At 59.8% G+C, this 17,271-nt stretch carries 33 protein-coding genes, 1 tRNA gene and 1 pseudogene; 20 read left to right on the forward strand and 15 right to left on the reverse strand.

All coding sequences use genetic code 11. The features are described from left to right. From KY465_RS00005 to KY465_RS00055, 11 genes are all read right to left on the reverse strand, one after another. The coding region (locus KY465_RS00005; protein ID WP_219156996.1) for a phage head spike fiber domain-containing protein at nucleotides 1-587 on the reverse strand (587 nt) is incomplete at its 3' end. Between the two features lie 212 nt (nucleotides 588-799). Next, nucleotides 800-1,099, reverse strand: coding sequence for a hypothetical protein (locus KY465_RS00010; protein WP_219156999.1), 300 nt, complete (start codon nucleotides 1,097-1,099; stop codon nucleotides 800-802). Nucleotides 1,100-1,721: 622 nt separating this feature from the next. Further along, nucleotides 1,722-2,180 carry a hypothetical protein gene (locus tag KY465_RS00015; protein WP_219157002.1) on the reverse strand — a complete coding sequence of 153 codons (459 nt, stop codon included), beginning with the start codon at nucleotides 2,178-2,180 and terminating at the stop codon, nucleotides 1,722-1,724. 99 nt (nucleotides 2,181-2,279) lie between these two features. Beyond that, complete coding sequence (locus KY465_RS00020; protein WP_219157005.1) at nucleotides 2,280-2,786, reverse strand: helix-turn-helix domain-containing protein; 507 nt, start codon at nucleotides 2,784-2,786, stop codon at nucleotides 2,280-2,282. Next, nucleotides 2,786-3,103 carry a hypothetical protein gene (locus tag KY465_RS00025; RefSeq protein WP_219157008.1) on the reverse strand — a complete coding sequence of 106 codons (318 nt, stop codon included), beginning with the start codon at nucleotides 3,101-3,103 and terminating at the stop codon, nucleotides 2,786-2,788. Before KY465_RS00025 ends, KY465_RS00020 begins: the two co-directional genes overlap by 1 nt. A 25-nt stretch (nucleotides 3,104-3,128) precedes the next feature. Then, a complete protein-coding gene (locus tag KY465_RS00030) occupies nucleotides 3,129-3,890 on the reverse strand; it encodes a hypothetical protein (RefSeq protein WP_219157011.1) in 762 nt (253 codons plus the stop codon). Between the two features lie 120 nt (nucleotides 3,891-4,010). Further along, on the reverse strand, nucleotides 4,011-4,211 hold the full coding sequence (locus KY465_RS00035; RefSeq protein ID WP_219157014.1) for a hypothetical protein: 201 nt from the start codon (nucleotides 4,209-4,211) through the stop codon (nucleotides 4,011-4,013). Then, nucleotides 4,208-4,555 (reverse strand): RusA family crossover junction endodeoxyribonuclease, encoded by a 348-nt coding sequence (locus KY465_RS00040; RefSeq protein ID WP_219157017.1) that lies wholly within the window; start codon nucleotides 4,553-4,555, stop codon nucleotides 4,208-4,210. The genes KY465_RS00035 and KY465_RS00040 overlap by 4 nt, the downstream gene beginning before the upstream one ends. A 99-nt stretch (nucleotides 4,556-4,654) precedes the next feature. After that, nucleotides 4,655-4,948 (reverse strand): hypothetical protein, encoded by a 294-nt coding sequence (locus KY465_RS00045; protein ID WP_219157020.1) that lies wholly within the window; start codon nucleotides 4,946-4,948, stop codon nucleotides 4,655-4,657. Between the two features lie 224 nt (nucleotides 4,949-5,172). After that, nucleotides 5,173-5,610, reverse strand: coding sequence for a hypothetical protein (locus tag KY465_RS00050; protein WP_219157023.1), 438 nt, complete (start codon nucleotides 5,608-5,610; stop codon nucleotides 5,173-5,175). Nucleotides 5,611-5,869: 259 nt separating this feature from the next. Beyond that, nucleotides 5,870-6,028 carry a hypothetical protein gene (locus tag KY465_RS00055; RefSeq protein ID WP_219157026.1) on the reverse strand — a complete coding sequence of 53 codons (159 nt, stop codon included), beginning with the start codon at nucleotides 6,026-6,028 and terminating at the stop codon, nucleotides 5,870-5,872. A gap of 412 nt (nucleotides 6,029-6,440) precedes the next feature. Here KY465_RS00055 and KY465_RS00060 point away from each other — a divergent pair, with 412 nt between their 5' ends. Continuing rightward, nucleotides 6,441-6,692 carry a hypothetical protein gene (locus KY465_RS00060; RefSeq protein WP_219157028.1) on the forward strand — a complete coding sequence of 84 codons (252 nt, stop codon included), beginning with the start codon at nucleotides 6,441-6,443 and terminating at the stop codon, nucleotides 6,690-6,692. Nucleotides 6,693-6,694: 2 nt separating this feature from the next. Here KY465_RS00060 and KY465_RS00065 read toward each other — a convergent pair whose 3' ends face one another. Next, nucleotides 6,695-6,940 carry a helix-turn-helix transcriptional regulator gene (locus KY465_RS00065; protein WP_219157031.1) on the reverse strand — a complete coding sequence of 82 codons (246 nt, stop codon included), beginning with the start codon at nucleotides 6,938-6,940 and terminating at the stop codon, nucleotides 6,695-6,697. 44 nt (nucleotides 6,941-6,984) lie between these two features. On the opposite strand from KY465_RS00065, the gene KY465_RS00070 reads away from it, so the two are divergent. The 18 genes and pseudogenes from KY465_RS00070 to KY465_RS00155 all read left to right on the forward strand — a co-directional run bounded on the left by KY465_RS00070 (nucleotide 6,985) and on the right by KY465_RS00155 (nucleotide 13,133). After that, complete coding sequence (locus tag KY465_RS00070; RefSeq protein ID WP_219157035.1) at nucleotides 6,985-7,329, forward strand: helix-turn-helix domain-containing protein; 345 nt, start codon at nucleotides 6,985-6,987, stop codon at nucleotides 7,327-7,329. A 132-nt stretch (nucleotides 7,330-7,461) separates the two neighbouring features. Beyond that, the gene (locus KY465_RS00075) at nucleotides 7,462-7,806 is read left to right on the forward strand and encodes a hypothetical protein (RefSeq protein ID WP_219157038.1); all 345 of its coding nucleotides are present in this window, start codon (nucleotides 7,462-7,464) and stop codon (nucleotides 7,804-7,806) included. Then, entirely contained in the window at nucleotides 7,806-8,144 is a 339-nt protein-coding gene (locus KY465_RS00080; RefSeq protein ID WP_219157041.1) for a hypothetical protein, read from the forward strand. The genes KY465_RS00075 and KY465_RS00080 overlap by 1 nt, the downstream gene beginning before the upstream one ends. Next, nucleotides 8,144-8,338, forward strand: a complete 195-nt coding sequence (locus KY465_RS00085) for a hypothetical protein (protein WP_219157044.1) — start codon at nucleotides 8,144-8,146, stop codon at nucleotides 8,336-8,338. The genes KY465_RS00080 and KY465_RS00085 overlap by 1 nt, the downstream gene beginning before the upstream one ends. 2 nt (nucleotides 8,339-8,340) lie before the next feature. Then, on the forward strand, nucleotides 8,341-8,556 hold the full coding sequence (locus KY465_RS00090; RefSeq protein ID WP_219157047.1) for a hypothetical protein: 216 nt from the start codon (nucleotides 8,341-8,343) through the stop codon (nucleotides 8,554-8,556). Further along, the gene (locus KY465_RS00095) at nucleotides 8,553-8,735 is read left to right on the forward strand and encodes a hypothetical protein (protein ID WP_219157050.1); all 183 of its coding nucleotides are present in this window, start codon (nucleotides 8,553-8,555) and stop codon (nucleotides 8,733-8,735) included. The genes KY465_RS00090 and KY465_RS00095 overlap by 4 nt, the downstream gene beginning before the upstream one ends. Then, nucleotides 8,732-8,890, forward strand: coding sequence for a hypothetical protein (locus tag KY465_RS00100; protein ID WP_219157051.1), 159 nt, complete (start codon nucleotides 8,732-8,734; stop codon nucleotides 8,888-8,890). The genes KY465_RS00095 and KY465_RS00100 overlap by 4 nt, the downstream gene beginning before the upstream one ends. Further along, nucleotides 8,887-9,123 carry a hypothetical protein gene (locus KY465_RS00105; protein ID WP_219157053.1) on the forward strand — a complete coding sequence of 79 codons (237 nt, stop codon included), beginning with the start codon at nucleotides 8,887-8,889 and terminating at the stop codon, nucleotides 9,121-9,123. Before KY465_RS00100 ends, KY465_RS00105 begins: the two co-directional genes overlap by 4 nt. Then, on the forward strand, nucleotides 9,110-9,769 hold the full coding sequence (locus tag KY465_RS00110; RefSeq protein WP_219157055.1) for a Rad52/Rad22 family DNA repair protein: 660 nt from the start codon (nucleotides 9,110-9,112) through the stop codon (nucleotides 9,767-9,769). The genes KY465_RS00105 and KY465_RS00110 overlap by 14 nt, the downstream gene beginning before the upstream one ends. Before the next feature lie 10 nt (nucleotides 9,770-9,779). Continuing rightward, nucleotides 9,780-10,241, forward strand: a complete 462-nt coding sequence (locus tag KY465_RS00115) for an HNH endonuclease (RefSeq protein ID WP_219157057.1) — start codon at nucleotides 9,780-9,782, stop codon at nucleotides 10,239-10,241. Next, complete coding sequence (ssb, locus tag KY465_RS00120; RefSeq protein ID WP_219157059.1) at nucleotides 10,222-10,689, forward strand: single-stranded DNA-binding protein; 468 nt, start codon at nucleotides 10,222-10,224, stop codon at nucleotides 10,687-10,689. The genes KY465_RS00115 and ssb overlap by 20 nt, the downstream gene beginning before the upstream one ends. Beyond that, nucleotides 10,689-11,108: a DUF1367 family protein gene (locus tag KY465_RS00125; protein ID WP_219157062.1), complete on the forward strand. Its 420-nt coding sequence runs from the start codon at nucleotides 10,689-10,691 to the stop codon at nucleotides 11,106-11,108. Before ssb ends, KY465_RS00125 begins: the two co-directional genes overlap by 1 nt. Next, on the forward strand, nucleotides 11,105-11,305 hold the full coding sequence (locus tag KY465_RS00130; RefSeq protein ID WP_219157065.1) for a hypothetical protein: 201 nt from the start codon (nucleotides 11,105-11,107) through the stop codon (nucleotides 11,303-11,305). Before KY465_RS00125 ends, KY465_RS00130 begins: the two co-directional genes overlap by 4 nt. Beyond that, on the forward strand, nucleotides 11,305-11,667 hold the full coding sequence (locus KY465_RS00135) for an HNH endonuclease (protein WP_219157068.1): 363 nt from the start codon (nucleotides 11,305-11,307) through the stop codon (nucleotides 11,665-11,667). The genes KY465_RS00130 and KY465_RS00135 overlap by 1 nt, the downstream gene beginning before the upstream one ends. A gap of 202 nt (nucleotides 11,668-11,869) precedes the next feature. Further along, nucleotides 11,870-11,929 (forward strand): annotated as a pseudogene (locus tag KY465_RS18880) (hypothetical protein); the annotation flags it as partial. 162 nt (nucleotides 11,930-12,091) lie between these two features. After that, a complete protein-coding gene (locus tag KY465_RS00145; protein WP_219157074.1) occupies nucleotides 12,092-12,868 on the forward strand; it encodes a tyrosine-type recombinase/integrase in 777 nt (258 codons plus the stop codon). Continuing rightward, nucleotides 12,855-13,082, forward strand: coding sequence for a hypothetical protein (locus KY465_RS00150; RefSeq protein WP_219157077.1), 228 nt, complete (start codon nucleotides 12,855-12,857; stop codon nucleotides 13,080-13,082). The genes KY465_RS00145 and KY465_RS00150 overlap by 14 nt, the downstream gene beginning before the upstream one ends. Further along, nucleotides 13,044-13,133: transfer RNA gene (locus KY465_RS00155), tRNA-Ser, on the forward strand. The genes KY465_RS00150 and KY465_RS00155 overlap by 39 nt, the downstream gene beginning before the upstream one ends. Before the next feature lie 77 nt (nucleotides 13,134-13,210). On the opposite strand, the gene KY465_RS00160 is transcribed toward KY465_RS00155, so the two are convergent. Continuing rightward, nucleotides 13,211-14,173 (reverse strand): SDR family oxidoreductase, encoded by a 963-nt coding sequence (locus tag KY465_RS00160; RefSeq protein WP_219157080.1) that lies wholly within the window; start codon nucleotides 14,171-14,173, stop codon nucleotides 13,211-13,213. 137 nt (nucleotides 14,174-14,310) lie between these two features. Here KY465_RS00160 and KY465_RS00165 point away from each other — a divergent pair, with 137 nt between their 5' ends. Beyond that, nucleotides 14,311-15,231 carry an AraC family transcriptional regulator gene (locus KY465_RS00165; RefSeq protein ID WP_219157082.1) on the forward strand — a complete coding sequence of 307 codons (921 nt, stop codon included), beginning with the start codon at nucleotides 14,311-14,313 and terminating at the stop codon, nucleotides 15,229-15,231. A gap of 44 nt (nucleotides 15,232-15,275) precedes the next feature. On the opposite strand, the gene KY465_RS00170 is transcribed toward KY465_RS00165, so the two are convergent. Further along, a complete protein-coding gene (locus tag KY465_RS00170) occupies nucleotides 15,276-16,394 on the reverse strand; it encodes an alcohol dehydrogenase family protein (RefSeq protein ID WP_255561362.1) in 1,119 nt (372 codons plus the stop codon). A gap of 112 nt (nucleotides 16,395-16,506) precedes the next feature. After that, nucleotides 16,507-17,271 carry an SDR family NAD(P)-dependent oxidoreductase gene (locus KY465_RS00175; RefSeq protein ID WP_219157085.1) on the reverse strand — a complete coding sequence of 255 codons (765 nt, stop codon included), beginning with the start codon at nucleotides 17,269-17,271 and terminating at the stop codon, nucleotides 16,507-16,509.

Raw genomic sequence — 17,271 nt, forward strand, 5'->3', positions numbered from 1 at the left:
GCGCCCCCGGCGATCGGCAGAGATATCCGGACCTTTGTTCGCTCACCTGCCAAGACGAAACGTGAATGTGTCAGCGTGGTCCCGCTGGTGTACGCGATCGTCTGATAAATGTAGTGCAGCCCACTCGTCGCACTCTCGACAATCTTGTCCATCGTGGTTGCACCGGTCGGCGCAACTGCTGCATCGCTTGTGACGGTTACATTCGTCTTCGACCAGCTATTCGCATCCTCGGAATAGGTGAACCGGTTGGTCGTTGCCCCTTCTATCAGCAGACCCTCAGGATCACCGTTCTCGTCGTGCGACGTGCGCAGGGTCGTGCCCGCCACCAGAAGCCCGGATGCATTGCGCACATATTTCGTGGACGGACTGGTGTAGGTTACGAGATCGTTCGGATCGCCGCTGAAATTCGTCGTATGGCCCTTGACCACCGCCCTCGGCGTCGTATCCTCGAACGAGATCCCAAGGCCCGCATATTTGTTGACCAGAATGCCGCCGGCAATCAGGTGCTCGATACCGCCCCAAGGGTCAGTAAGCGGATCATAGAAGGGCGAGCGAAGAACCGGCCTCATCGCATTGCGAAGAACCATGGAAACCTCGATTCAATTCTGCAAGGGGCCGGGCGGGGGGGGTCAGGATGGCCGCGCCTATCCAGAAGTCGCGCAGGCAAAGAGGGCCGGGTTACTGGCTTACCGGCTAAGTCGAAGACGTTACCGCCTCGATATCATCCTGATAGGTGCCCCGCGCTCACCTGCTATAGCTAATGAGCTTCTGTGATGTTCAGGGAGGCGGGGATGGGGAATTACGACTGATCGGAGAGAAAGACCAGTTCAGCGCAATAGGCCCGGCGATACTTGCCAGCCTCGTTGATCGTAATCACGTCGCCAGCGAATTGCGCGTAGCAGTTTTTGTTGTTCGCCTCGGAGACGACAAGAAGCCGCTCACCAGTTGCGCGCGAAACCACTTCGTCACCCGCCTTGAACTGGCAGATGGGCGTTTCAGCCGCGGCCTGAGTGGCCTTGAACCAGCCCGCTCCACCGAGCAACGCCAAGCAGACGAGCGCAATGAAAGCGGTCGCGATATATGCTGTGCGCTCAGACATTGCCTTCTCCTTTGGGGTGGGGAATTGGTTGGCCGGGTATTCGGCCCCCTCGGCCTGGGCTTGAAACTGAGGCCAACTCACGCTGGCCTGCCACCATTCCCGGTGGTCTTGCAATCCGCCGAAGCGGTAACACCGTTGGCGACCGCCGGGCCGCTTGAGATGTACGCTCCAAGTGGATGGCTGCTATCCCGGTGCAGCACCGCACATCATCGCCGAAACGGTTGGGGGTAGCCGCCGGGTGGGCTTTTGGCCCTGATACGTTTCGACGTATCCCCGGCAAACCGTATATAGCGACTTCTGCGTGACTCGTCAAGGATTCTAGTTTTCATTCCGCTTGCGAAATGTTCACAATGCAAAAATGGGCCAGCCGCTTCTCGCAGCTAACCCATCGTGCATTTAATGCGCTATCTGATTCGGGATGATAAGTCAAGCCGCTCTATCCCCGCGTTGGAGGACTCTTGAACCTGGAAGGGACTTGCGCTATTATATCCGCCAAGCGGGAAGCGCAGTTTCCCCTTTACCCACCGAACGAGTCTCGCTAGGCCTCGGTGGGACCGGAAACGGCTCCAGACAGGTGTTCCACCACCTACTGGAGCCGTTTTCATTCCGGCGGTTCTATCTTTCATGCTGCCTTCCTCCGCTTTTTCAAACGCGCAACCTCGTTCAGCGCCAGGCGCAAATCCCCCACGAATTTCTGCATCGGCTTATTCTCGAACAATATGGCCTCAACAGCCATCATTCCAAATGGGCCGGATTCGAGAATTGCCCGCCGAACGGCCTTCCAGTCGGCCACAGCTCTCTCGTCTCGCTCGGCGCGCTCGCTCTCGAAAGGGTCTGAGCCATCGTAGCCTGAAGGCCCGGAATAGTCGCTGGCGGATCGCGGATTCCGCAGGCCCATGGCGTGACAATACCGCTCGTAGGTATCCATCACCATCTCAGCCGACCAACATTGCGCAACAGACACTTCCTCAGCCAGTCGCAGTTGCTCGAAATAGTTTCCGTGCCTCTTGTCCTTGGCTTGATCTGGCGTCAGGTCCGGGCGGTATTGGCGGCGCTTCCACGTCGCTGTTTCGAGGTTCATCCGGACCTCAACATGCTCTCCAACTGCGCGCGACAATGCCCCCGTTTGCGTGCGCTTGCCTCGTTTTCTCGGTCGTCCCGCCATGTCCCCGTTCCCTTGCTATTTCAGGCCCATCACCTTGAGCGCGTGAAGCACCGTTGTGTGGTCGCGGTTGAAAAATCGGCCGATCTGAGGCAGCGACATGTCAGGCCGGTGCAAATAGACCTCTGCCATCGCAGCCTGCCTTGCTCTGGTCAGCGGCTTGTACCGGCTTCTCCCGACGATCTCGCGCGGGGCGAACCCGAACCGCTCTGCGACCTCGACAATGATTTCCTTGACCATGAGCTGCGGCGTAATATCGATGATCGGCTCATACCGATTGCCAGCCTTGGCCATGATCTGTGTCGCTTCTTCGATCCTGCGCTGCTCGGCTTCTTGCTCACGCTCAGCCCTTGCTCTTTCCTCTCGCTCCCGGCGGGCTTCTTCCTTCGCCTTTGCCAAAAGCTCACGGTGAATCCTCGCGGCTTTTTCACGCTCGCGGCGTTTGTTCTTTTCCCGAGCACGCGCCAAGAATTCCGGGTTATAGCCAGGCCGATAGTCGCGGGCATCTGTGGCTGTGAACTCCATCAGCCTGACTCCTTCGAAAACCGTGCCAACACCTTCTGGCGCTCGGCTTTCAATTCTGCTGCCTGTGCGTCTGTCAGGCGCTTCATGGCCGCTTCAATCGGCGCTTCCCTTGGCTCTGGAGGGGAAAGTTTCATCCGCTCCCTTGCCCGCCGGATGACTTCGTTGCACTCGTGGACGTACCGGGCATGGTTCGCAAAAACGTCCGGGGATGGCGCCCAGCCCTTGCGCCGGCCCTCGATGTGTTCGCCGCTCGCCACATCGGCCACCGCCTGCTGCAGCGCCTCGTCGGGAAGCCCGCGACAGCCAAGCTCGACCATCGCCAGATAGGCCTCCCCGTTGATCTCATCGGATCGCGGGTAGGCTGAAAACATTGCGGAGATCATCTTCCGGGTCCTGCTGTTCATGGTCTTCGCCTCGCTGAATGAATTTTCGACATGCCTCGTCGGTCATGGTGATCCGGTTCGGCGGGGATCTGCCCCTGCCCTGATAATCGAGCGCCTTGAGCACCCACGTCCGCCACGCGGCAGACCAGTCCTTCTTCGGCTTGCCCTCCCCGAGCCAGTAGTTGACGAACTTCTCGGCCTCGGTCTGTGCAGCTTGCGGGGACAGGCCACGAGAAACAGCCCATTCGAGATCGGGCTTGAAACCAGCCGGGATTTGCCGTGCTCTTGTCGGTTTGGCTTTGGGCGCGTCCGCGCGCATCTCTTCTGAACGAAGTGAAGAAGAGTTATTACATCCTCCATCCTCCATCTGTTTTGGTTTTTCCCCACTAGTTCCGAACTGGTTCCGTACTGGTTCCGAACTCGGCTCGCTTGAAGCGGTGAACGTTCGGGACTCTGGGGTAACTGGATGGACCGCATTGGGCTTCTTCGGGCGCTGGAACTTGCAGAAGTTCCGAACCGCTCCGTAACTCTTCCCGGCAACTTCGAAACGCATCACAACGCCGAGGCTTACGAACTCTTCCAGGATCTCGGCAAAATCGATGTTGTCAGCAGGGAGAAGCCGCGCCTTGAGGACCACCGGCTTCCACTCGAACACGCCTTGATCGTCGCATTCCATCCAAAGCAGCGGCCATGCAGCCTTCGCATATGCCGTCATGGACATGAACGCTTCATCAGTCGCGAGGGCTGGATGGATGGATCGGATTCTAGCCATCATTCTGTCCTTCCATCTTCCGGCGGCAGGCTTCTTTCAGGCCCACGAAAAACCAGAGGTCGCGCTCGCTCATTCGCCCGCCCTCTCCGCTTCCCGCTCCGCGAGCTTGTCGTAGCCAACGGAAGCCCAATGCAGGGCGCGTATGTCGTCCTGATACATCTGGTGCCAGTGGTCGGGGCGGTCCTTGCCGAACCTCTCCAAGTGGTGCGTTTTCTCCCGCTCCATCTTGCGCAGTTGATCGCGTATCCATGATGCTGCTGGCCTCGTCATCTCGGGCTTATCTCCACCAGGACACTGCCGGGAGGTGAAGGTTCGACCTTGCGAAACGACAGGCTCCACCGGCTGTCATCAATGCCGATCACGTCAGCGATTCCGTCACGGTGCGCCTTGGTGGCTGCGGCCATGTTGTCGAGATCGCGGGCGCGGCGATCTGGCGGAACGAACGTCATGGAGACATGAACCTGCTCGCAGTTGAGCAGCGCGCCTCCTGCGGTACGGGTCAGCCATGCGGTATCCATGCGGGCTTTTCTCTTGGCCTTGGCTTCCGGTGCCCAATGAACCCGCTTGTTAGGGTTCAGGATTGGGTCGAACCATGGGAGTTGCAGCTTGATCATTCCTCGCTCCCTTTGCAGTCTACGCAGCGCCAGACACCGAGCCGCCCTTCCTTCAGGCAAACCCCGAATCCAAACGCAGCCCATTTGCCGGAGCCGCAATCACACCGCTTCATATCGCTCTTTGAAATCATCGAACTCGTCTGGCGAGACGGTTCGGAAAGTTTGGGGCGTGTCTTCAAAAAGTCCATCTGAGCAGGGCTTAACGAGCCCTTCTTGGATGAGGAATTTCGCGCTCGCCGTGCCAATTTTCTTCCCGTCCATTACTCGAAAATAGAGGTAGTTTTCACCCCTATGGGTGGCGTCGTCTGAACGGCTAAACTGCCTGCACAGAAGCCCGCGCCCCTCACTAAGCTGGGCGAAAGCGACCCTTACGTTCTTGTGAAGCTTCGGCATTCCGACCCTCCTTGATTGCGCCGGTTTTCTTCCGTGCGGCACCGGTAAGCCGCGTGTCTGACAAGCAAGGTTCAGCGGTTAGGGGTTCAGGATCACCCTTGCCGTCCCGGAATTCAAAAAACACCAACTGCAAACTGCCAGATGAACCACGCGGCAAAGCCGAAGTAGCCAACAAGCAGGAATGCGGCGACAAGCAGCGGAAGCCATCCAAACCAGCGCATCACTCAATCTCCCTCAATTCGGGAGCGATCCATTCCGCCCAACTGGCACCCCATTCCCTCAATCTGAGGGCTATGGAAAGCCGCGTCCGAGTGCTCAAGAAGCGAACGAAGACGGGCGGTTTTCTCGATGAATGCGGCATGTTCTTCCCTCGCTTGGGCGATCAGCGCCCGCTCTGCCTTCTTCTTCGCAGCAGCTTCGTGCAGCTCGACCATTTCGCGGTATTGAACCGTCGCGGCTTCCATGTTCCAGAAGGCGCGTAAGCGGCGCTCGGTCCATTGATTGCGGGGCTCTTCGTTGTGCGGAAACATCGCAGTCAGGGTTCGGTATGCCTCGAAAAGCATGACCTTTACTGACCGGCGACCGCCAATGTCCTGAACGAGTGAACGGGCCATAGCTACGTCAGTCATGGCGTTGCGCTCCGTTGCGGGTGAAATTTCCATGAATCTGGTTCTCCATCGTGGCTACATTGATTGCGTAGACACGTTGGAGAGAAGGAAACGAACGGATGGAAACCCTTGGTGAAGCGGCGGCTCGGCTCCTGGCAGAACTGGAGCGCCGAAATTCCAAGGTGACGAAAGGTGCTGGCGACCTTCAACGGCCAGTCAAATTCAGAACTCGCGCGGTCCTCGGCGCGGGACATGGTGCCAGCGGCAATTGCCCCGCCCGCCGCTGGCACCCAGCTAATGATGGATGGTGAGGTCATTTGCGGCCCTCGATCGTCCAGAGAATGGAAAAGACGCCAGCGCAGAGCGTGGCGAGGATAATGCCATCAACGACAATCGCCGGCGGGACGTTAGGCGCGAGGGCGACGAGAGCAACGCACCAAAAGGAGGCGAGGCCAAACCAGACAGCGCTCATCGGCACGCCCTCACGAAGATGTAAATCGGCCCGGCAACCGGCCAAAACAAAGCGGCGACGACCGCAAGCATATAATGTTCAGCGTTGAAGCTTGGATGGGAAAGCATGTACATGAGCGAGAGGACGAAGCCCGTCTCGTAGAGATAAAGAGCAATCCATTCTATCGGCGACATCACACCCACCCCTTGACCAGCGCCATGAGGCAGAGCGAACCGACAACAGCGAAAACGCCACAAGTGGCAAGGCATGCGACAATCAGGAGATCGACGGCGGGCGTGGAGGATATGACGCCCGCCGTCTTGGCTGCTTGGGAGGTCTTATCGCAGCCGTTAACCACGCCAGCAGTGCCATGCTTGCACAGTGCAAATATTTTAATTTTACTGGTATTCGAGGGGTTAAACGGGGAATTGCTATGATACATTACAGGGTGAAGGGACTTACCGAGCCGACTATTGTACTCGATACTTTCGTATCCGGCTTGGGAATGGTCGAGTGCGTCAGCGGGGGGCTGATGCGACTGACCTATTACGCAGAGATGGTCGATCCCTACACCGGCGACAACACCAGACCCATTGCGCTCAGGATGGTTCGACCAGTGCGCTATCTTGCCGAAGATACGAAACGGGTGCAGGAGGCTATCGCGCCGCAGCTTGTGCCGATCTAGCATCATTGCGCCGCCTCCGCCGGGAAGAGGTTCTCCACGGGAACGCCAACCTCTCGGCTGATCTTAAGCGCCGTCTCCAAGGACGGAGCTGCCTGACGGAGGCGGATTTTCGTGATTGTCGAACGATGCCTGCCGACAGCAGCCGCAAGGGCCTCATCAGAGATGCCTCGTTCTTTCATGGCTTCGGTCAGCGTTTTCATGCCCGTATTGTGAATGTGATGAACGTGCATGTCAAGAACATTGTGCATGACATTGCATGGATTCCCGCCGGGGCAGGTGCGAAAACTGCCTTATGCCGCCAGTAAGGAAACCCAAACGCCAGCTTCGCCGCACATTCCTCAGGGAATGGCGGGAACATCTGAACATCACTCAGGAGCAGGCAGCGGAAAGCCTTAATATCTCGCGGTCGCTGCTCTCCAAGATTGAGAATGCGCAAAGCCCCTACAGCCAAGGCTTAATTGAAGCAGCCTCGGACTATTACGGCGTTAGCGTGGCCTCGCTGCTAATGAGAAACCCGCTCATCCCTGATGCGGTCTGGTCGATTCACGACAACCTGGAGAAGGCGTCCGAGCCGGTCCAGCGTGAGATTTCCGACTTCATCAGCTTCAAGCTAGGCAAGACCGGCACCAACGACTGATTCCCTTAAATCCTTGATATTCTTCACTCTGCCCTTCTAGGCAGGGCTTTTTCGTTCATCTGATGCACATTATTGATTGACAAATATGTGAATGACATGCACTATCCTCTCACACCAAAGAGAGGACATGCAATGAAAACCCTCGACACAGCCGCATGGACAGATTTCGAAGTTCAGCCGGTCACGCTCGGCTTTCACGCACGAGCCATCGCCGCACAGCAGCGGGCCACCGACAAGCTTTGCGTCCCATTCCCGGCCTTCAACGTGATTGACGAAAAGGCGTCCTACGACGCTCACAAGGCGCAAGCCGCCAAGGTCATTGAGGTGGCTGTTGATCTTATCATCGATCAAATCGAGATCGTTCGCGACATGGGTGAGCAAAAGACCGATCGCAAGGATCTTCGCGAGCAGATCGAGGAAACCGTGAGCGAAGCGCTTTTCGACGCTGACGACTATTACGAGCAGGAGGATTCCTGATGACCGAGAGCAAGCACACGCCGGGGCCTTGGGGCGCGGAAAGAGCGGCATTCCCCGTTTTCGAAGCTTATGACTTCGCCATCCGAGCGAGCGTCGGCCACGGACCTGTGGTGATTGGCGAAGCGTTCGGGCGAGCAACTCAAACCGTGTACCTCCCCGCCGAGGCCAACGCCCGCCTGATTGCGGCCGCTCCTGATCTGCTGGAAGCGCTGGAGGGGCTGCTGGCGAAGTACACCGAACTCGTCAGCAGCGGAGACTGTGGCAGTTGGGACCCGGAGAAAGAGTCCGAGGTCATCGCCGCCCGCGCCGCCATTGCCAAAGCCAAGGGAGACGCATGATGGACAACATCGACCCCCGCACCACCCACCTGATCGGCCAGCGTCTTTCAGAGGAGACCGCACAGCCCAGCCGCAAGCCCAACATCGTGGGCGCGGTGCTGATTATCGCAATCCTGACGCTTGGTTTTCTCGCATGCGCGCAGGTCGGTTTCTCCCGAGCCGAAGCCGCCTATCAGACAGACAGGAGAGTGTAGCCATGAACAGCATCACCTTTCACGGCGTCATCAAGATCGAATTGGCGTCCTCCGATGACAGCAACGGCAAATGCAAGAGCCTGTGGGTCACATCGACAGATTACCTCGGTCACGAGCAGGATACGAAGATCAGTTTCTTTGGCGAAACCGACGCGCTCCTTGCCCTGCCCCGCTCTGAAGACTTCACCGAACACAGCGAGCCGGAGGCAGCAGAATGAACAATCACGAGAAACTCGCAAGCATTCTCCGCGAACTCACATGGTCCGAGATGGACGAATTTGCGGAATTCATCGTCAACATCGCAACCGATGACAAAGAGATGCCGAACGATGCCCACTACATCGCGGAGACGCTGCTGGAGTGGGCAAGCGCACTAGCGCCGGAGGCAGCAGAATGAACACCGTCATTGAAACGCGCCGCGATTTCTGGACCCGCATCGCCATGAGCGAGATTGAGCAAGCCAAAATCTGGCGGCGAGCGCGGCAATATCGTCAAGCATTCCGGTCCCTGTCTCTCGCCCGAGAATGGCTCAGCATTGCGAGGTCGGCATGATGGAACGCCAGCCCCCCGCGACATGGTGCAGTGACTGCCGAAACGTTGTCTCCGACACACGCAAGCGGCACCCCGGTTCATGGCTCTGCCGCAAGCACAAGCGCCTGGAAGGCATGGGCTTCGTGGACCGCGATTACTGGTCTCGCGAGGAACCCTTCATGCGCTGCGTGAACATCAACGGCGGCGACTGCCCCCTGTTCGACCCGCGAGGAAATGACAATGCCGACGAGTGACGAAATCAAGATGCTGGCTGCGGAATTCCCGAGGGATGCTGTGCACTGGCGCGCTCAGTCCGTCACCAAGGACGGCACCAAGGCGATGGCGCTGGCCTACATCGATAGCCGCGACGTTCAGGACAGGCTTGATCAGGTGTGCGGGATGGATGGCTGGCAATGCCGCTATTCCCACGCCGAAATCAAGACCATCTGCGAAATCGGCATCAAGGTCGATGACGAATGGATATGGAAGGCGGATGGCGCGGGAGATACACAGGTTGAGGCGCAGAAGGGCGCAATATCCGACGCCTTCAAGCGTGCTGCCGTGAAATGGGGCATCGGTCGATACCTCTACGATATGCCCACGACTTGGGTTCCGTGCGAGTGCTCGGAGTGGAACGGCAAGAAGCAATGGAAGCGCTGGACGGCTGACCCATGGGCTTACGTCAAGGGTAATGCGCCATCGGCAGCGGCAATGAAAAAAGCGCTGGCTGAACTTGATCAGGAGCTTTTCGATTGCTCCAGCGAGGTCAGCGTTGACCAACTGGCGCGCGTGTGGGGCGACAAGACCGCCCGCGAGTGCTGGCCCGCTGATTATCTCAAATTCGTCAAGGAGAAGTTCGCCGACCGGCGCGCGGCTCTCCACCCCCTCAACGCTGCCTAGGAGCGACACCATGATGCCACGATATCCTATCGTCGCCTTCCTCTCCAAGGCTGAAACACACGGACTTTCTGCGGAGAAGTGCTGGGCATGGAAAGGCGCGGGGAAGGGAAATGGGTACGGCCACTTTTCCCTGCTTGGGGAGCGAATGGGCGCGCACCGGGCTGCTTACATCATGTTCAAAGGCGATGTCCCGAATGGCATGGATGTCTGCCACCATTGCGACAACCGCTGGTGTGTGAACCCCGCTCATCTGTTCATCGGAAGCAGGTCGCAGAACATGGCCGATATGTCTCTAAAGGGACGGGGCAGTGGAGGGTGCCGCAAGCACATCAAGGAACACCAGGTTCAAGAGATCCGCAGGCGCATCCATGCCGGTGTCCGAATGTCGGAAATCGCGAAACAAATGGGCGTCAACTACTCAACTGTCACGGCCATAAACAGAGGAGATTCCTATGTCGGGATCAGTCAATAAAGCTATCGTTCTGGGGAACTTGTGCGCAGACCCGGATATCCGCAGGACGCAAGACGGGCGTCCAATTGCAAATGTGACGGTCGCTACGAACGAGACGTGGAAGGACAAGAGCACCGGAGAACGCCGTGAAAAGGCCGAATTCCATCGCGTTGTGATTTTCTCGGAAGGGTTGTGCAAGGTGGCTGAAAACTACCTGCGCAAAGGCTCCAAGGTCTATCTTGAAGGCCAGATCGCCACCCGTAAGTGGCAGGACCAATCCGGCAATGACCGGTATTCCACCGAGATCGTTCTGCAGGGCTTCGATAGCAAGCTGGTGATGCTGGATGGCCCGTCAGGGGATCGCTCACCCGCCCGCACGTCCTACGACGAACCGGACGCGGCTGGACACCCTGCAAGCAGCAGCGCCTTGGACGACGATATCCCCTTCGCCCCGGAATGGAGGGGATAGTGACCAAGCGCGACAAGCCCGTCTATGGCTTCATCCGAAAAGGCAATGCCCTGGTCCCCGAAATGGACATGGACCTTCACGCCCTTGACGGCGTGAAGCAGGGGCAGCTTGTCAAGGTGGAGGTGAAGAACTTTCGCCACGGGAAGAAGCACCGGCTCTACTGGCAGACGCTTCACAAGGTGGTGGAGGCCACGGAATGCGCGCCGACAGCGCGGCATCTGCATGAAGCCTTGAAGATGGAATTGGGCTTTCACGTACCGGTCAGGCTCAAGAGCGGCATGACCATTCTGGTCCCGGATTCCACGGCCTTCGACAAGATGGACGAGGCGGAATTCACCGCCTTTTTCGAGAACGCAATTCGCCACATGTCCATGGCGTTCGGCATTGACCCACTCGAATTTTACCGGAGTGCAGCATGAACCCCCTTCGCCCCTGGCTCCGCTGGTATCGCCGGAAACAGGCGCAGCGACGAGCACAATATCACGAGCGGCGTCGTCTCGCCATTCTTCGCCAGATCAGCGAAGCGCAGGACGCACGCAGGGAATGGAAACCCAAGCTCGGAGATTTGCAGGCGGCAACGCTTGCGGCCCTGCGTGCTGAAAACAGGATGGTGTGATGGCCCGTCTTGAGTTCCCCCGCAAGGTCAAGCGCGCCGCCATCGAGCGGGCGGCAGGTCACTGCGAGAAATGCGCCGCCAAGCTGAAGCCCGGAGAGGTCGAGGTCGATCACATTCTACCAGCTGAACTTGGCGGGGAACCGACGCTGGCGAACGCTCAGGCAATATGCCGGGTCTGCCACAAGGCCAAGACCGCCGATGACGTGCGCAGGATCAGGAAGGCCGACCGGGCGCGAGACAAGGCATCAGGAGCCATGCGGTCGAAACAAAAGATCAAGTCGCGGGGCTTCGCGCGCAAGGAGCGCAATCCGAAAGCGCCGCTGCCGCCGAAACCTCTATTCGAGGAAAGGAAGAACGCATGAGCGCTCTTGAGTCCTGCATGTCGCCGGAAGCCGTGGTCAGCCGCCTTGAACAGCGCGGCATTGCCATCAGCGAACGCAACCTGCGCAAGACCGCACGGAAACTCGGCACTTGCCGCCAGCTCGGCAATGCGCTTTTCTTTACAGAGGCCGACCTGGAAGCCCTTATCAACTCCATGCTGGTCCAACCCAAGGGGGAAGATGAATGCGGCTCATCAAGCGCGGCGCGGTCTGGCATTACCGGTTCACTGTTGACGGGGAGACAATCCGTCGATCTTCGGGAACGTCTGACAAGCGGCTCGCGGAAGACATCGCGCACGAGCACGAACAGCGCATCAGACGTGCTGCCGTTTACGGGCCGGAATCGGTCCTGACATTTGCCGAAGCCCTTGCCCTCTACGTAGACGAGGGCCGGGACAGGCGCTTCATGCTCCCGCTCTATGACCATTTCGGCAAGATGCAGGTGCGCAAGATTACCGCGCCCATGATCCGGGATGCTGCCCGCATCCTCTATCCCAAGGCATCAGCCGCCACCAGAAACCGCCAAGTCATTACCCCCATGTGCGCCGTGATTAACCGGGCTGCCAAGCGGGGGCTATGCGCGCCGATCAAGGCAGAGCGCTTCAAGGTCAAGCGCACGACACGCGCGGCCGGCGATATGGAATTTGCAACGAGATTCGCCAAGGCTGCGACGAACGAAGGCAAACCCCTTCTCGGGGCCGCTGCCCTGTTCCTATTCACCACCGGTGCGCGGCCATCTGAAATGATGGGCCTGACGTGGAGTGATTTGGATCTTGCTGCAGGCACCGCCACCATTGGCACCAGAAAGACGGGAGAGAACGGCCCCGAGGTCAGGTACAGGACCGTCTATCTTGTCCCTGCCGTGGTCGCCGCCCTTGCATCGATCAAGCCAGAAGACCGACATATCCGTCTGGTGTTCGGCTATCCCGCCAAGGGGACGTTTTACATGCACTGGCGCAAACTGGTGGCTGCGCATGGCCTCCCAAAGCTGACACCGCATGAAGCGGGGCGGCATGGCTTCGGAACTGAATTGATGATCCGCCAGGGCATTGACCCGGTGACAACGGCGGAACTTGGAGGATGGGAAAGCCCGCGCATGCTCATGGACAGATACGCGCACCCCGAGGCCGGGCGGTCGCTGATCATGGACGTTTTTGCGGGGAAAAAGCGTGGCGGGGAATGACCGTGAACAAAGCAGGATTTTCGTGTGTCGTTTTTGTGCTGCTTGTGCCGGTTTGTTCTGGTCCCGTTCTGCAAAATGCGGTCTGAAACTGCAAGAAAGGTTTTTGCTGAAAATGGCCGAAAAATCCGGCAAAGCCCTTGAAGGGCAAGGTTTTTACGGCTACAGCACCAGCCACGGAGAGGTGGCCGAGTGGTCGAAGGCGCTCCCCTGCTAAGGGAGTAAACCGGGAACGGTTTCGTGGGTTCGAATCCCATCCTCTCCGCCATTTTCCAAAGTGTCCGGCCCTGTCCGGCCCTGCCGCGCTTGCCCTGCATGACCAGCCGCTCGATCTGATCTCCTGGGTCAAAGCGTCCATTCGAAACCGGTGGCTTGTTCCGAGACGTCCCACAGCCGCTGCATGACGGCTTTGTCATAGGCATGGGCGTTCAGCGTGCCCTTGCCAACCGGGCCGACAAATTCCCGCGCCCCGAGGGCCCCGCCGGTGGGTCCATAGAGAGCGCGTTGTTCAAGCCCATCCTCGGTCGCGCACATGACCTCGGGATAGGCGCCCTGTTCGGCGCTTTGCACCATCGGCGTCTTGGTCATCAGCCACCAGACAAAGCGCATCGTGCGGCTGCCGCTGGTGGTGATCAGCGAAGTCGCCGCGGATCCGGGGTGGCAGACATAGACCTTGACATCGGTGCGGCCGGCGGCGGCCAGGCGATCCTGCAATTCGTAGGCAAACATCATCTGCGCCAGCTTGCTCTGCGAATAGGCAATGTTCGCGCCGTAGCCCTCCTCCCAGTTCATGTCGTCGAACTTGATCGTCTTCAGCCCCATATTGTAGCCGAGACTGGCCACCACGACGATGCGGCCCCCCGTCTGCGCGATGCGGTCAAACAGCAGACCACACAGCAGGAAATGGCCGTAGTGATTGGTGCCAAGCTGGCTTTCGAAGCCGTCCACCGTCAGCTTGCGCGTCGGAACCTGCGCAATGGCCGCGTTGCAGATCAGCGCATCGATGCGGGGAACGGTCTTTAGCACCTCGGCCGCGGCCGCGCGCACGCTGTCGAGAACGGACAGATCCATCCGCACGAAGCTGACCTCGGCCCGTGCCCCGAACTCCCTTTTCAGGTCTGCGATCGCCGCCTGCGATTTGTCGGTCGAGCGGTTGAGCATTACCACCCTGGCCTTTTTCGCAAGCAGCATCCGCGCCGCCTGAAAGCCGGCACCGGCATTGGCCCCGGTGATGAGATAGGTCTTGCCCGCAAGGGGGCCGAGGCGGTCGGGCGTCCAGCCCTCGGGTCCGAAAGTCGTATCTGCCATCTTTTCTCTCCTGCCAGCCGCGGCTGGCGACGTGAAGGGGTGTCGCTGTATTCTGGTCATGTAGATAAATCTCGAAGTACATCAGAAACAGGCGAAATCATCTCGAATATATGCCTGATTGTATCGCAACGATTGCAATGCATCATTTTTCCTGCCAGCTTGGCAGCATGCACAAGGACGCCATCAAGCACCTCATCGAGCGCCATCTCCCCGAGGCTGGCCTTATCGACACCGCGCTGGAGGGCGTGCAGCTGTTTCGCGTCAGCGAAGCTGTGCCCTGCGTGCCCGCCGTTTATGAGCCGACAGTCGTGGCCATCCTCAGCGGCGCCAAGGAAGCCGTTCTGGATGGCGAACACCATGTCTATGACAGCAGCCAATATCTGCTGTGTCCGATGACCCTGCCGGTCGAGGCGGGGTCGCCGCGCGCCTCGAAGGACAACCCGCTGCTGGGTGTGATGATCGCGCTCAGGCCGCGGCTGATGCGCGACCTTGCCATCGAAATGCAGACCGCAGCCGGTGCCGCCCGCCGGTCCGATGCCGCGCCCCCGCAAGCTCTGGCGCTGGCGCGCTGGGATCCGGGCTTCACCCAGGCGCTGCTGCGGCTTCTGGAATTGCTCGACAGCCCGGTGGATACGGCGGTGCTCGGACCAGGCCGCCTGCGCGAGCTTTACTACGCCGTGCTGAAGGGCGAAGCGGGAGCTGCCGCCCGGCGCGCCTTTGGCGTCGGCAACGAGATCGCGCGGACCATCGACTACCTGTCCACCCATCTGAACGAGCAGGTCAGCATCGAAGCCATGGCCAGCCACGTTGGCATGAGCCGCGCCGTGTTCCACCGGCGGTTCAAGGAGGCGACGACGATGTCACCGCTCCAGTTCGTCAAATCGATGCGGCTGAACAGCGCCGCGATGAAGATCGCCGAGGGAAAGACCGTCAACGAGGCGGCCTGGGATGTGGGCTATGCGAGCACTTCGCAGTTCAGCCGGGAGTTCAAACGCCTATACGGCCAGTCGCCCAGGGACTGGAGCCACTCGGTCCAGGCCACGGCGCGGTTTGTGTAAGAGGAGATGCAGAGCCGGAACGGCGCCGGACGCCCGGCACCTGATCAGCTGTTATTGCCGGGCACATCCGGTGGCACCAGGACGAAATTCCCGACATGGGTTTTCCGCAGAAACTCCTTCTGCGCCGCAACGATCTCCTTCAGCGGAAAGACGCCGGCCAGCACCGGCCGGATTTCACCGCGCTCGATATAGTAGACGAGATTGGCAAACACCGGCTCATCCCAGGCGGTGCAGCCGATCAGGGTGATGTCTTTGAGATACATGTCCCGCATGTCGAGTTCGACGATGGGACCGGCGATCGCGCCGGACGAGACCAGCCGCCCGCCGCGTTTCAGCACCTTCAGCATCTGCGGGAAGCCGCTGCCCGCCACATTGTCGACCACCACATCGACCGACTTTTCGCCGAGTTCGCGCACCAGGTCGGCCCCGCGCTCGATGATGATATCGGCGCCGAGATCGCGCAGCGCATCGCCTTTGCTGCTGCTGGTGATCGCGGCCACCCGCGCCCCGCGGCGCCTGGCCAATTGCACCGTTGCCGACCCCACGCCCCCCGACGCGCCCGCCACCAGCACAAGCTCGCCCGAGGTCACGCCGGCGCGGTGCAGCATGTTTTCCGAGGTGCCGTAGGCGCAGGGGATCGTGGCCAGCTCCGCATCCGACCAGTCGCAGTCGACCGGGAAGACCTCGCTGGTGGGCACCTTGACGAATTGCGCGAAGGCGCCATCGAAATCCGAAGCCATCCAGATGTTTTCCATGTCGTCAAAGCCGTTCGGGCGCATGCAGGGCCGCACCAGAACACGCTTGCCGATCAATGCGGCGCCTGCAGCGCTGCCCGCCGCTGCGACACCGCAACAATCGGTTCCCTGGATCAGCGGAAACGGCGTCGCCGCGCTCCATCCGCCATCGGATTTGTGCTCGGCCGAAGCGCCCTGGGCCTGCGAAGCCGCATCCGTGTCGGTTGTCACGCTGGACGAGTACCAGCCGAGCCGGGTGTTGATCTCCGTGTTGTTCACCCCGGCGGCCAGAACGCGGATCAGAACCTCACCATCGCCGGCAACAGGGATCGGCACCTCGCGATAGTCGAGCTTGTCATAACCGCCATTGCCGGTGGTAACGACGGCCATCATCGTCTTTCCGGTGCCGGGCTCGCCGTGATCGGCCATGCCATACCTCTTCGGAGCTGTCTGTCTTCGCGCGCTGCATCGAATCTGCACCATTTGCCCACTGAACCGGCCGGCCCGCAAGGTTTGCATGACCCTTTCCTGGACGTAGGCATCAGATATAGCTGTAGGACGACCATCCGCCGTCGGCCACGAGCACCTGGCCGGTGATGAAATCGCCGGCATCCGATGCCAGATACAGCCCGCTGCGGGCGATCTCCTCCACCGAACCCAGGCGCCCGGCCGGGGTGCGCCTCTTGAGGGCTTCTAGATCCAGCCGCCCCTCGCCGGACAGTTTTTGCGTCAGGGCCGTATCGACATATCCCGGTCCGATCGCATTGACGCGAATCCCGAGAGCGGCCCACTCCGAGGCGAGAACCTTGGTCAGCGCCACCACACCGGCTTTCGACGCACAATAGGAGGCACGCTCGGGCCCGGCGACGATGCCGAACATCGAGGCCGTATTGACAATCGCCCCGCCCCCGGTGGCCCGCATGTGCCGGGCCGCCGTCTGCGCGAACAGGAAAACGCCGGTGAGATTGATATCAATGGACCGCCGCCAGTCCTCCAGCGCCAGATCGATACTCGCTTCGGCGCCCGCGATCCCCGCATTGTTCATCAATATATCGATCTTGCCGAACGCCTGGCAGGCGGCGTCACAGGAGGCTGCCACGTCCTCAGGATCGGTCACCGAGCCTTGAAACCACTGGCACGACGCGCCGATCGACGCCGCTGCCTGTTCGGCCGCCGCAGCATCCAGATCGAAGACCTGCACAGTCGCGCCGGCAGCGGCCAGTTCTCTGGCCATGGCAAGTCCGATCCCGGAGGCCCCGCCGGTCACGATTGCCGTTTTGCCTGAAAAATCGAAGCTGATGCTCAT

The organism is Neohoeflea coraliihabitans (assembly GCF_019334345.1).
Lineage (GTDB): Bacteria > Pseudomonadota > Alphaproteobacteria > Rhizobiales > Rhizobiaceae > Pseudohoeflea > Pseudohoeflea coraliihabitans.